We start from the raw sequence: 13,562 nt of genomic DNA on the forward strand, positions 1-13,562 counted from the left end.
ATGAACATTGACTATATACTAGCTATTGATGGCGGGGGTACCAAAACGCTGGCGAAATTAGTGAATTTACATAGCGCTGAAGAATTTACTGCGCAGGCTGGTGCAGCCTCAGTTTATAACGATTTAAATACGGCGCTTACTAGTTTACAGCAAGTGATCACTAGCGTATGTGCACAAAGTGGCGCTAAGCATAGCCAAATTTTGGCGGTAATGGGACTTGCGGGCGGCTCGTCTAAAGTGCTGGCTGAGCGAGTAACTGCAAGCTTACAGCTAGACTGTGATATTAAATTTGCGCAATTGAGTATTGTAAGTGATGCAATCACCTCATTATATGGTGCAAATCTAGGTCAGCCAGTTGCAATGTTAGCGTTAGGAACGGGCGCTGTAGCAGCAAGATTATCCGCTGATGGAGGAACAAAATTAATTGGCGGCTGGGGTTTTTCGGTTGATGATTTTGGCGGTGGTGCGCGCTTAGGGTTAAGTGCTGTGCAATGCTTGTTAGATGAAATAGACCGCTTTGAGCAACCTAAAAGCCTGCTAACGCAACAGCTGAGTGAACAAGTTGGCCGTGAGCGAGAACAAATATCAAGTTGGTTAATGAAGGCCAAAGCGTTAGATTATGCGCGTTTTAGCCCTTTAATCTTTAGTTTAAAAACACAGTGTATAATAGCCGATACGGTGCTTAGTGAGCATGTTCGACAAGTCGAGAGATTGATTGAAAAATGTCGTGGTCAGAGCCAGTTACCAGTCATAATTATTGGCGGTTTAGCGGACGTAACCATTGCATTATTAAATGAAAATACACAACTGAATTTATCTCCCCGTCAAGGGGATTCGTTAGCCGGTGCGGTGATTTTAGCCAGCGACCGCATTAAACAAATTGAATACACAAGGATTACACAATGAGCCCTGAGTCTAATTTTAATCAGCAGCGTGCACTTTTAGAAGAGCTGAACGGGATTGTGTCAGAAGGACAAAACTTAGATACGTTGGATATAGATTTACTCGATAGTCGCGAAATTTTAACCAAAATAAATTTGGAAGATCAAAAAGTTGCCGCTGCTGTAAAGTTAGTGATCCCAGAGATAGCCAAAGCGGTCGATCATATTGTAACGGCATTTAAGCAAGGCGGTCGTTTAATTTATATTGGTGCCGGCACCAGTGGTCGCTTAGGTATTTTAGATGCTGTGGAATGCGCGCCAACTTACAGTGTCAGCGATCAACAAGTAATGGGAATAATTGCGGGTGGCGAAACGGCTTTTAAAAAAGCAGTTGAAGGTGCCGAAGATAGCTTAAAATTAGGCGTAGAAGATCTTAAAGCCGTTAATCTACAAGCTAAAGATGTCGTGGTAGGGATTGCCGCTAGTGGCCGTACACCTTATGTGCGAGCAGCCATTGAGTATGCAAAATCAATAGGATGTATCACCGTTGGAGTAACCTGTAATCCTAACTCCGCGGTAATGAAACTACCTGATATTGGCATTTGCCCAGTAGTTGGCGCTGAAGCAGTAACAGGTTCAACACGCATGAAATCGGGTACTGCACAAAAGTTAGTATTAAATATGCTCAGCACAGCCAGTATGATCCGCACTGGTAAGGTCTATAAAAACTTGATGGTTGATGTGAATGCCAGCAATGAAAAGCTGCATGCTCGTGCGATCCGCATCGTAATGCAAGCAACCGATTGCACTCATCAGCAAGGAGTCGATGCGCTTGCCCAAGCAAAACAAAGTGCTAAATTGGCTATTTTAATCATCTTAACAGGCAAAGATGCCGCCCAAGCTGAGCAAATGTTAACCCAAGCGGATGGTTTTTTACGAAAAGCGGTGGAACTATAAATGTTAATTAGATTATTGGTTATATTACAATGCCTAATTTTGAGCGCATGCGCCCACAACAGCACTGACGATGCAATCTTAACTGATACACCGCAAGTAAATTTAAGTGTTGGCGCTTTACAATATCAGCAGTACCTACCACAACTTGAGGGCAAACGAGTTGGCTTAGTCGTTAATCAAACTTCACAAGTTTATGGCACCCATATAGTCGACTTACTGCGTGAAAAAGGCGTGAATGTTACTAAAATATTTGCCCCTGAACATGGTTTTCGTGGCGACCACGATGCCGGCGCGCATGTAAAAAGTACGGTGGATGCAAAGACCGGTATTGATGTGGTGTCTATTTATGGCAGTAATAAAAAGCCAGATACCGCTGTATTAAGCGAATTAGACGTGATTATTTTTGATATTCAAGATGTTGGTGTGCGTTTTTACACTTATATCAGCTCAATGCATTACATGATGGAAGCTGCTGCTGAGAATAACATTGATTTTATTGTACTTGATAGGCCAAACCCAAATATTGCTTATGTTGATGGGCCAGTTTTAGATTTAAAATTTCAGTCTTTCGTTGGCATGCATGAAATTCCTGTATTACATGGTATGACAGTGGGCGAGCTGGCAAAAATGATCAAAGGTGAAGGGTGGATAAATAAAGCTTCGTCACTAAACTTGACGGTTGTGCCTGTGGCGCATTATCGCCGCGATATGACGTATAGTTTACCTGTTCAGCCAAGCCCTAATTTACCAAATGATCAGTCAATTGCATTGTATCCATCATTATGCTTTTTTGAAGCAACACCAATTACAATTGGCCGTGGTACAGACTTTCCATTTCAAGTGATAGGTTATTCACCGATTGCGTTAGGGGAGTTTAGTTTCACTCCGCGTGCTATTGAGGGAGCATCAATGAACCCTAAATTTAAAGGGATAGAGGTGCAAGGTCTTGATTTACGAGACAGTACAATCAAAGGACTAGATTTAAGTTTATTTATTACAGCCTACAAAACTTTAATGCAAAACGAGCAAACGTTCTTTGAACGTGCTGGCTTTATGGATAAACTTGCAGGCACTGATAAGCTGCGTTTAGCTATCGAAGCCGGCCAAACAGAGCTGCAAATCAAACAAAGCTGGCAACAAGATCTAGCTCGCTTTAAACAGCAACGCGCAGCATATTTGTTATATCAATAAGACTATTTTTATTTATAAAACTTTAAAACGCAGCTTAGGCTGCGTTTTTAGTTTTCAATTAATGTTGTCTTGTTTTAGCGTCAATCTCAAAACAGTAAAAATAGTCTCCATAAATGAACCACTACAATTAGTGGGGGTATTTGTAGCAGCGAGTTTACCTCGCGACAATAACGTTAAACCTTTGCCTACATGTTGGGATAAACCGCGACCTGCATTTTAACTTTGCCACAAGGTGGGTTAAAAGCAAATAAGGTATTTGTTTTGTATTGGGATGATTTGAGTTATTAGTCATTAAAAAGGGCATTAAAAAAGGCCACAATTGTGGCCTTACCATGGATGGGGAAATAAGCGCCCATTGAGCGCTTACTTTAATCCATAAGATTAAAACTTGAAGTTAACTGATAACTGTAAGCTACGTGGATTGTAGTAGCTACGCGATTCACCAAACTTCTCTTCAAGTACATACGGGTTTTTGTTATAACCTGTTTGACGATTAAATACATTGAAGAGATCTGCACGAAATTGTAGTTCCATATCACCAGAGAACTTAAAGTCTTGCGTATAGTTTAAGTCAAGTTGCCAATGGCTAGCAGTGCGACGACTACCAGCAGACTCTGCATAGCGGCTAATATGGCTTGTAGGGTATCCGTATGTTGTTCCATCCCATGCTTCCCATGCTTTACCTGATTGGAATACGAAGTACGCCCCTAAGTTAGCTTCCCAAGGAAGAGTATAGTAACCGTATACTTTTAACAGGTGAGGTTTATCACCTGAGAGTGTGCCATAGCGATTATCCCAAGGGTAACGACCGCGACCATCACCATAATAAGATGAACCAATAAAGTTATTCGCATCATTGCTTGTTGTGGTGTTATCTTGGTCAAAGTTGCCATAGTAGTGACTCCACACATATGAAGCGTTTACGTAGCTATTCTCACCCAAGTATTCGGCTTCAATACTCGCTTCCCAGTATTTGGTTTCGCCGCCATCAACCTCTGCAATTACATACGATGAACCACCAATTTCGTCGCGAATATCAGCTAAGTTAGCTACATATAAGCCTTTATCTGCAATGTGTTGCGGTACACCTTCGGCATCAACACCTGAGTAATCAGTTAGACGCGCATTGTTTGGCATATCCTCCCAAAAGTGCATGCCTTTACGGTGACGAACATGGGCACGTAATACTAAGTCAGAACCAACATACTTAGTGGTTCCGATAGTAAATTCGTTAATACGACGTGGTTTCATATCATCTTGGAATACTTTACCAGATGAACCATTTCTAGGTGAAGATGATAAAATATTACCAGCTTCATCTAGTAATAACTCAATTTCGGCACGAGTGTTTCGATCCCATGATGCTGCGCGAGATAATGAACTCGCTTCAGGATTATAAATCGCAAAGTTTGCAAATACGGAATCTTCGTCAGAATAAGTCCATGTTGCACCTAAACGAGGTTGCAGCATATCTTTCCAGTTGGTTTGGTACATTTGGTACTTGTGACCAGGAGCAACTTCATAGCCAGAAATAGTACCAGATTTAGCTTTTAAGCCTTGACCATACCAAGTGTCTTGGCTGACCAATAATCCTAAGTTATAAGTCCAATCACCCAATTCTATAGTATCGTTAATTTCAAAGTTTAGGCTGCGTGTTTCAGAGTTAATGCCTGATACAGGCGCGCCATCAGCCGTTGCTAAACTCATTTGTTGGACTCGAGCACGGTAGATAGCATTTGCAGGGTCAAAACCATCAGTGTTTGCATCAGCATCAACTAAGCCACCAATGTATGCAATTGAACCCCAACCGTTAGAGAGTCTGGTTAGTTGCTCTTCGCCTTCTTCCCATTTTGCACCAAAATGGAGTATGTGGTATGCATCGCCCCAGCTAAGTTCATGTTCTAAACTAACTTCAAAGGAATCACGATAAAAGTTTTGATTGTCATAAGTTGCGTATGCACCAACACCACCACCGCCTTTCATCACTGCGTCTTCAAGATAGCCATAGGTATTAATTAATGCATTTGCGCCAGCATTATATGCGGCGATTTGTGCTTCGCTAAATCCTTCATCTGGGTCATAACTTCTTAAGCTTGGGACAGAGAAATAACCCATTTGAGCTAAGTCATCAATACCAAGTTGGCTTGATAAAGAAGGGATTACACTCAATGGTGTATCAGGTTGTGAGCCTGTTTCTAATTCAAACTTACTATATTGGAACGAAAGTGTGGTTGCTGATCCTAAGATCCATGAACCATCTAAAGTAAAGATATCTTGATCAGCTTTACTGCCGACAGATACAGTGTCCATCTCGTAAGCACCAATCGAATCGCCTTTCACTTCTTTATCTGAGGTACGTTGTGAGATATTTATCAAAATATCATCAGTTGGTGCCCAGGTTAATTTACCAAAGTATTCGTCGCGGATACTCTCATAATCTTTTACTTCGCCATAGGCTGTGTTTTTGTTTGCTTTGGTCTCTTCAGGACGGTAATAAGAGGTATAAAAATATAATGTATCTTCAATCAGTGGACCGCTTAAACTTGCGGTTAACCAGTTTTTATCAAGCTCAAAGCTCTCTTCACCTACTGGCGTTGCAACAAAGGTTTTTGGTTGTATTTTGTATTCTATATTACCGTGAAACTCATCCGTACCAGATTTTGATACTGTGTCAATTGAAAAGCCACCAGAACGGTTAAAGCCAACCGCTTTTGCACCACCTCTGTCCATAGTAACAAAGGCAACATCGTGTGTTGATGGCTCTGAAGCTAAGTTGCCATACATCGGCAATGACACATTAACACCATCAAAGCCATATGAGTTATCAACACCTGATCCACCAGCTGATGGGCCCAACGTTGAATTTGCCGAAAGTTCTATACCAGGGACAAGCTTTAAAAGGTCTCGGTAATCTTGACCTACAGGGACATTATTAATTCCGTCTTCACCTAATGAGTTTGTGAGTGCTGATTTACCTTGGCGAAATAGTTTACTGCCTGTCACTGTAATTACTTCAACATTATCTTTTTTACCGCCAAGAACAACATTAGCACTTGAGGTTTGCTCTAGCAGTACATCAACAGTTATTGTTTGTGTAACGCCGCTGCTGTCTTCAAAGGTCAGCTCATAAGTGCCTGGTTTTAGTTGCGGGAGATCATAACTGCCATCTTCACGGGTTACCACCGTACGCGCTTTTGGCATGACGTTACTACGTGCAGTAATGGTTATACCCGCTAGTGATTGGTTTGCTTGCTCGGTTTTTACCTTACCTTTAATGCTACCGTTTAAATTCGCGAATGCAGGAGCACTTGCTAGCGAGGCAGCTATTATAGCGGTGGTTATTGCAGTTTTTGGCACTCGCAGAGCGCGATGTGTGGCCTGCGCTAACGAGCTTATAGTGAAGGTTGGTACATGTTTTTTCATTGTTTTCCCCGTCCTTATTATAATTAGCTTATCGCTCTGAACTTTGTTGATTCCCCAAACAGAGTTATAAACTTTGATCAATTGTTGCTATTCCATTAAACATGCGTTGCCATTAATGGTCAAGAATAAATTCTTCCTTATTTTGTTTGCATCTATAAATAAAATATATAAAAACTGGTTTCGTTATATTTTTTGTCAATATAAGCGTAAGGCTGGGGGAGTGTTTTCGCGATTTTTAGCGCAGTTACTCATATTTAATGTATTGAAATAACATGTTTTTGTGTTTTTCATTCTAAAGAAGGAGGATTTTTTATTGAGTTGGAACAATACTGTTGGAGTTACAATAATAATTATTGTTTATGAACTAAAAAATTTTGGTTGGCATGGAATAAAGAAATAATTTATAAATTAGCAAACGAGAGATAGGTTATTATTGCACGGCTGTTGTTAAAGTGGTTTTTATAATAAGAAAGGCCACAATAGTGGCCTTAATTCTTTAGGATGTCGTTGGTTAGTGATTTCTAAATTCACCAACAACGTCATTTGAATGCTCTAGTAATTTACGACCTTGACGACTCGATTGCGTTAAAGCGATAAATAGAATATCAATAACAAAGTCTTGCGCAGTACGGGCAAGTATCGATGATAAACGGACTGACTCTTCTTCTGCCACAGAGTAAAGCCTAACATTGGCTTGATCAGCAACAGGATTACTACCAAATTTAGTGACAGAGATCACGTAACTGTCGTTCTTCTTAGCCTGCTTTACCACTTCAGCAATTTCTCTGGTAACACCCGATTCACTGATCGCAATAACTAAGTCGCCTTTTGCAAAGGTTGATACATAGGCGAGCTGCGCATGACCATCAGGTTCAGCTATTGCTGGCATACCTAACTTTTGCAGCTTATAAGAGAAGTCTTTAGCCACCAGGGCAGAGCCCCCTAAACCACAAATTAAAATTCGCTTAGCTGATTTTAACAAGCTAACAGCCTGTTCAATGGCTAGCGCTTCATTGAGGTTTTTTGTTTCAGTAAGCACAGCAAGTTTACTACTGAGTAGCTTTTCTGCTATTTGCTCTAGTGAATCACTTAAGGTGATTTTACCATGCAGTTTTGGTTCTGATGTTTCATCATTGAGTGCATCAATGACAGCCAGCTTAAATGCTGGAAAGCCTTTGTAGCCCAGTTTTTGCGAAAATTTTACAACGCTTGACTGGCTCACGCCGACAACTTTAGCCAGCTCTACAGACGAAAGATTACGAATAGCATTAGCTGAGTTCAATGTGAAGTCGGCTAGCTTAGCTTCGCTGCTCGATAGGGACTGACGTAAGGCTTTAATTTTTACAAATGTAGACATACTACCCGCTTATTTTTATATTTGGCGTATTTATAGCATTAATCGAAATAAATTTGTACTTATTCTAGGTTCAAATGTAACCATCTTAGTTTTTACTCTTGTTCCTGTGCGTACAAAAAATAAATTATTCCCAATAGCCGCAATTAAGTTTTGGAATATTGTTTAAGAATAATTGGAATAATATAGTTTTAATTATCTAATTTTACAACACCAATAGCGCGAACTAACAGATTTATTTGCTAGTCGCTTGGGCACTGTTTTTATGGTGAGATAAAATATCTTTATTTAATTTACTTGTTGAAATAAATTATTTACAAATCATTTTACTGTGATAGGGTTTGGTTTATACAACTCAAATTGAGTTGTCCAAACTATAATAACAATATGAGAACTGGGTTTATTTAATGTATTGTTTACTAAAAGCACATACCGCTAATCGTGGTTTTGGGATTGCGCTTATTTACTTTGATCAGCAATGAGAAGGCTATGACGTTTTTATCTTGGTTTAAAAAACTTTGTTTAGTTACAACTGCCGCACTTTTGACTAGTTGCGCTTCAACACCTTACGAGTTTACACAATCTGCCAATTACAGTCATCGTGTTAAGTTTTTAGTCATGCATTACACCGCTATTGATTTTGAAAAATCGATGCGTGCTTTAGTCGATGAAGGTGGTTTAAGTGCTCATTATTTATTACCAGAGTTAAATGATCCTAGCTACCCTGAGGATGAATTAAAAGTAATTCAACTAGTTGATGAACATGATAGGGCGTGGCATGCCGGGACAAGCTTTTGGCAAGGCCGTGAAGATTTAAATGATCAATCAATTGGTATCGAAATTGTTAACGTACCAAGCTGTCACTATCCCGAAGTTAAACCTGATGAGCAAATGGAAAATGACGCCTCAAAACTGTGTATTTTCCCCGATTTTGACGCTAAACAAATAGCGTTATTGATTGAGCTCAGTAAAGGTATTTTAGCCCGTAACCCTGATATTGGCCCAACTCAAGTTGTAGGGCACTCCGATATAGCGCCTACACGAAAAAACGATCCAGGTCCGCGCTTTCCATGGTATCAATTGTACCAAGCTGGTATTGGTGCATGGTATGACAGTGACACGGTTGATAAATATTGGCAGCAATTTAATTTAGTTAAACCATCCATTAGTTTAATGCAAAAAGCGTTACGTGGTTATGGTTATGATGTACACGTGACTAATCAACTTGATCCACAAACCCTTGATACATTAAGTGCCTTTCAAATGCACTTTTTACCTTGGCATGTAAGCGGTAATGCAGATGCGCGCAGCGCTGCGGTATTGTTTGCTTTGATGCAGAAGTACTTTCCGAAAAAAGCAGCTAAGTTAATGTTGCAATATCAACAACAGCAACTTGCCCCAGAACCGATTATTAAGCCTTTAGCAAATGCGCAGGTTGTGTTGCAGGTACCAAATCCTAATCCAAGTTCTCGGACACTAGTTAATAACCGTGGCACGTTTAAAGCTTATAAAGGCCGAGGCGAAATTATCATTGAAAATAACACCGCAACGAGCGCGGATATTTTTATCAATGGTGAAAAAATAAATATTGCTCAGCCACTTATGGCAAATAATAGCTACAAATACAGCTTATCTAAACGGACTCACAACGGCACAAATACGTTCAAGGTTGAAAATGTGCAGCCTGAAGGAGCAAGTTTAACATTACGTTTTTCTTACCCAACTTTAGTAACTAAGCCCGTAAAGTCAGTGCAGTTTAATAACGTGGATAAATTGATCAACGAAGAAGTCGCGGCAGGATTTCCCGGTGCCGTACTGGCAGTGATCAAAGATGGTAAGTTAATTAAATTAAGCCACTATGGAGATGCTAAAAAATACCTTGCTGATGGCTCATTATTAGAGCAGCCACAGCAGATGAAAAGCGATACATTATTTGATATTGCCTCTAATTCAAAAATGTTTGCCACAAATTTAGCGTTAATGAAATTAGCCAGTGAAGGTAAAGTTGATGTAGAAAAACCGCTATTTTATTACTTACCTGAGTTTCGTGGGGCGGGCCGTGAGCAGCGGTTAGTCAAAGATTTACTGACCCACAGTGCAGGTTATCCAGCGGTAGTTGATTTTCATCGTAAAGATAATAAGTTTGGTGAGCGATTCTTTTCACAAAATAGCTTACGTACTAAAAACTTATTACTGACAGGCGTGCCATTTGTTGCGGGTCGTAGCGTTAAACATTTATATTCAGATATTGATTACATGTTACTCGGTGTATTAGTGGAGCGACTTTCCGGGCAGTCGCTGGATAATTATGTTGAAGGGCAAATTTATCAACCGCTTGGTTTAACCCACACCGTTTATAATCCATTGCAAAAGGGCTTTATAAAAAACCAAATAGCTGCCACTGAGTTAATGGGAAACACTCGTGACGGACGGATCAGCTTTGATAATGTTCGTACCGACGTTTTACAAGGACAAGTACATGACGAAAAAGCATTTTATGCCTTAGGTGGGGTCGCAGGTCACGCAGGACTTTTTAGTACAGGTCAAGACTTAGCTGTGCTTGCGCAGTTATTGCTGAATCGCGGTGGCTATGGTGATAAGCAAATATTTACCCCGCAAGTATTAGAGCAATTCATTGCCCCGCAAGCCAGCGATGAAAGTTATGGTTTAGGTTGGCGTCGTGCCGGTAACGGTGCTTTACAATGGCATTTTGGCCCGTACGCGAGCCCACAAGCGTATGGTCACACTGGCTGGACGGGCACGGTTACTGTGATTGATCCCGCTTATGACTTGGCGATAATTTTGCTTAGCAATGCTCGCCATACCCCGATTGAAGGGAATGAAACAGATTATGAATTTATGGGGAGAAAGTTTGAAACCGGTAAATATGGCTCAATTGTTTCGCTAATTTATGAAGCAATATTAAATAAGCATTGATCTAAATGGCAGTGTTCAGCTTATCGCTAATCGATTTAAGTTGTGTTTATTGACGAACAGATTAAGCTAATGAGTTTGTTCCAGCCTTTACAACAAAGGCCTGATAATAATTAGAGTGAGTCATAGACTCACCACAAAAAAGGTTACAGTATGTCTTGGTATTCAATTTTACCGCCACTAATTGCGATTTTGATCGTATTTTGGCGCAAAGAAGTCATTATGGCGCTACTTGTCGCTGTTGCTTCTTCAGAGTTTTTGCTGGCCTTGCAAGGTAACGGTAATACACTTTTTAATACATTTATAAATACCATAGAGCGCGTGGTGAGCGTAGCAAGTTCGCCAGGTAATAGTCGTATCCTAATTTTTAGTATCTTAATCGGTGCATTACTTGCTTACATACGCGAATCGGGCGGTGTTGCTGCAACGGTAAATGTGTTGATGAACAAAGGTGTGGCAAAGAGCAAACGCCAAGTGGGTTATTTAACCATGTTTTCAGGTATTGCGGTGTTTATAGAATCTAACTTAAGTGTACTGACTGCGGGTATTTTATCGCGGGGTTTATTCGATAAATTTAAAATGAGCCGTGCTCGCTTAGCATACATTATTGATAGTACCAGTGCTCCTGTGTGTATTTTGATTTTACTTAATGGTTGGGGGGCATACATACTTGGCTTGCTTGGTAATTATGAACTGTCAGAGTCGGCAGTCTCGGTGTTATGGGGCAGCATAGGCTATAACTTTTACGCCATCATCACCTTACTCATTGTGTTTTACACAATCTCGTTTGATAAAGTGCACGGCCCGCTTAAAAAGGCTGAAGAGCAAGTGGAATATCAAAAAACTGAGCTGCAAGAAGAAGTCAAAGGGACTAAAGCACGTTACATGTTAGTACCACTAATTACATTAATTGGTAGTATGGTCGGCTTTATGTATTGGTCAGGTAATGGTGATATTGCCAGCGGCAGTGGCTCTAAGTCGGTATTGTATGCAACTATTTTAGCTTGCGTTGTCGCCTACTTATTAATGGTAAGCTCTCGTCAATTTACTCACCATAAACTGGTTGATATTGGCTTTAAAGGCATGGGTGAGTTATTACCCTTAGTCGCGATTGTATTACTATCATTGACTCTCGGCGCCAGTTTAAAAGATTTAGGTACTGGCACTTTTGTTGCGGGCTTAGTGGGTGATTACTTACCTATTTACTTAGTCGTACCAGTGTTGTTTGTAACCGGTGCGGTGATCTCTTTCACAACAGGCACCTCATGGGGTACATTTGCAATACTTATCCCGATTGGTGTGCCATTAATTCAAGCGCTTGGTTTACCGCCGTCATTAGTGATTGCGGCAATTTTAGGGGGCGGCGTATTTGGCGATCATTGCTCGCCAATATCAGATACCAGTGCGGTGTCGGCAATTGCCTCAGGCTGTGACTTACTTACTCACGTTAAAACGCAAATGCCGTATGCATTATTCGCGGGTGGCTTAACGTTTGTTGCTTACCTAGTTACGAGCATTATTGTGTTGTAAAGAGTTAGCGAGCTTGCGAGAGTAAAGTTAGCTAGTCAGCGAAAAGCCTGCAAATTTGCAGGCTTTTTTATTGCTGAATTAACTTTTTATATTTGGCAGGGGGTATTTGTAAAATAGCGTTGAACTCATTGTTTAGGTGAGATTGATCGGAAAACCCGCACTCAAGGGCGAGTTGTGCCAAGCTTAGCTGTGGGTTTGCTTTTATAAGTTGTCTGGCTTGCCTGACTCTGTAAATACGTGCTAGGTGTTTGGCAGTGATGCCACAGGTGTTTTTAACGTAGCGCTCTAATTGCCGCTTACCTTTAGGGGGGTGCTCGTAAGCAGTACTTAGTGGGGTAAGATTGATTATTTTATGGATCAGTTTTTGTGTGTGCTCAATAGCCTAATGGTGTATTTTTGGTGCATTGAGGTGCGCCGACAACAAATCAATAAACGAATCTAAGTTAGCATATTGGTCAAGCGCCTGTGCTAAACCTGTTAAGGTTGCAGGCGCCACAAGCGAATGATTTACCTTTTGTAAATGGGCAAGTCCAGCGGGTTTAAACCGGATCCCACAAAAAACGGAGTCAGCAGTAAACGTTATTTTTGCTGACTGTGTTGATATGGTTTGCATGAAATAGGGGAATTTAATGGTTTTCCAGCTAAATTAAGACGCCCAGATAGCAAAAATATAACGCCTTTTGCGCCATCGCAGGGGAGCCAACTCTCCCCTGAAGATTGGGCGCTTGCAAACCAAACTGCTTGTACATAATCAGCGATATCGCCCGTTGGGCTGTAAATAGTTTATCGTTCATTAAACTCGACTGTCGGTTTAAACATTTTCACCATACGATTCCAGCTATTTATAGCATTAATTGCTACGGTGAGGGTAACTAAACTTGATTGATCAAATAATGCTGAAAGTGTTTGGTAAAAGTCATCATCAATGTTCTGTGACAAAGTCAACTTCTCGCAAAGCGCTAATGCAGCACGTTCTTTATCGTTATAAAGTGGCGTGTCTTGCCACGCATTGAGGGCAATAATGCGGTTAATGCTCTCGCCATACTCCAGTGCTTGTTTGCTATGCATGGCTAAACAATACGCGCATTGGTTTAACTGTGACGCTCTTAGTTTTAGCAGCTCCCAAATTGTCACTCCAAAGGTAGCCTCGACTTTCTGTTTGATCAGTACTTCTTGATCAATCAAGTAGGTCATTAACTCGGGTTCGATATTAAAGTAATTCGCTCTTTTCATAATAGTTCCAAATCGATAAATAACTACTAGCTAGTTTATTGACGGATAAATAAAAAGAA

Annotated in this window: 10 protein-coding genes; 5 read left to right on the forward strand and 5 right to left on the reverse strand. The window is 40.7% G+C overall.

The window, feature by feature from the left end; all coding sequences use genetic code 11:
• The 3 genes from H5186_RS16125 to H5186_RS16135 are packed head-to-tail and all read left to right on the forward strand — an operon-like array spanning position 1 to position 3,029.
• Entirely contained in the window at positions 1–906 is a 906-nt protein-coding gene (locus H5186_RS16125) for a BadF/BadG/BcrA/BcrD ATPase family protein (RefSeq protein WP_182794678.1), read from the forward strand.
• Entirely contained in the window at positions 903–1,838 is a 936-nt protein-coding gene (murQ, locus tag H5186_RS16130; RefSeq protein WP_145240861.1) for an N-acetylmuramic acid 6-phosphate etherase, read from the forward strand. Before H5186_RS16125 ends, murQ begins: the two co-directional genes overlap by 4 nt.
• Entirely contained in the window at positions 1,839–3,029 is a 1,191-nt protein-coding gene (locus H5186_RS16135; protein ID WP_182794679.1) for an exo-beta-N-acetylmuramidase NamZ domain-containing protein, read from the forward strand.
• A gap of 381 nt (positions 3,030–3,410) precedes the next feature.
• On the opposite strand, the gene H5186_RS16140 is transcribed toward H5186_RS16135, so the two are convergent.
• A complete protein-coding gene (locus tag H5186_RS16140) occupies positions 3,411–6,452 on the reverse strand; it encodes a TonB-dependent receptor (protein WP_182739905.1) in 3,042 nt (1,013 codons plus the stop codon).
• Positions 6,453–6,963: 511 nt separating this feature from the next.
• Complete coding sequence (locus H5186_RS16145; protein WP_145240869.1) at positions 6,964–7,809, reverse strand: MurR/RpiR family transcriptional regulator; 846 nt, start codon at positions 7,807–7,809, stop codon at positions 6,964–6,966.
• 486 nt (positions 7,810–8,295) lie between these two features.
• Between H5186_RS16145 and pbp4b the strand changes: the two genes are divergently transcribed.
• On the forward strand, positions 8,296–10,743 hold the full coding sequence (pbp4b, locus tag H5186_RS16150) for a penicillin binding protein PBP4B (RefSeq protein WP_182794680.1): 2,448 nt from the start codon (positions 8,296–8,298) through the stop codon (positions 10,741–10,743).
• Between the two features lie 150 nt (positions 10,744–10,893).
• Positions 10,894–12,270, forward strand: a complete 1,377-nt coding sequence (locus H5186_RS16155) for a Na+/H+ antiporter NhaC family protein (protein WP_182718013.1) — start codon at positions 10,894–10,896, stop codon at positions 12,268–12,270.
• Positions 12,271–12,337: 67 nt separating this feature from the next.
• On the opposite strand, the gene H5186_RS23395 is transcribed toward H5186_RS16155, so the two are convergent.
• The 3 genes from H5186_RS23395 to H5186_RS16170 form a co-directional block, all read right to left on the reverse strand.
• The gene (locus H5186_RS23395) at positions 12,338–12,649 is read right to left on the reverse strand and encodes a helix-turn-helix domain-containing protein (RefSeq protein WP_182761018.1); all 312 of its coding nucleotides are present in this window, start codon (positions 12,647–12,649) and stop codon (positions 12,338–12,340) included.
• A 3-nt stretch (positions 12,650–12,652) separates the two neighbouring features.
• Positions 12,653–12,883, reverse strand: coding sequence for a hypothetical protein (locus H5186_RS16165; RefSeq protein ID WP_182794681.1), 231 nt, complete (start codon positions 12,881–12,883; stop codon positions 12,653–12,655).
• Between the two features lie 170 nt (positions 12,884–13,053).
• Positions 13,054–13,503, reverse strand: a complete 450-nt coding sequence (locus H5186_RS16170) for a carboxymuconolactone decarboxylase family protein (RefSeq protein WP_182718015.1) — start codon at positions 13,501–13,503, stop codon at positions 13,054–13,056.
• Positions 13,504–13,562 lie beyond the last annotated feature (59 nt).

It is taken from the genome of Pseudoalteromonas sp. SG41-2 (assembly GCF_014164535.1).
GTDB classification, from domain to species: Bacteria; Pseudomonadota; Gammaproteobacteria; order Enterobacterales; family Alteromonadaceae; genus Pseudoalteromonas; species Pseudoalteromonas rhizosphaerae.

Coding starts and splice junctions, on each gene's coding strand:
- H5186_RS16140 (WP_182739905.1), bottom strand. CDS start 6,452: ATGAAAAAACATGTACCAACCTTCACTATAAGCTCGTTAGCGCAGGCC.
- H5186_RS16165 (WP_182794681.1), bottom strand. CDS start 12,883: ATGCAAACCATATCAACACAGTCAGCAAAAATAACGTTTACTGCTGAC.
- pbp4b (WP_182794680.1), top strand. CDS start 8,296: ATGACGTTTTTATCTTGGTTTAAAAAACTTTGTTTAGTTACAACTGCC.
- murQ (WP_145240861.1), top strand. CDS start 903: ATGAGCCCTGAGTCTAATTTTAATCAGCAGCGTGCACTTTTAGAAGAG.
- H5186_RS16145 (WP_145240869.1), bottom strand. CDS start 7,809: ATGTCTACATTTGTAAAAATTAAAGCCTTACGTCAGTCCCTATCGAGC.
- H5186_RS16125 (WP_182794678.1), top strand. CDS start 1: ATGAACATTGACTATATACTAGCTATTGATGGCGGGGGTACCAAAACG.
- H5186_RS16135 (WP_182794679.1), top strand. CDS start 1,839: ATGTTAATTAGATTATTGGTTATATTACAATGCCTAATTTTGAGCGCA.
- H5186_RS16155 (WP_182718013.1), top strand. CDS start 10,894: ATGTCTTGGTATTCAATTTTACCGCCACTAATTGCGATTTTGATCGTA.
- H5186_RS16170 (WP_182718015.1), bottom strand. CDS start 13,503: ATGAAAAGAGCGAATTACTTTAATATCGAACCCGAGTTAATGACCTAC.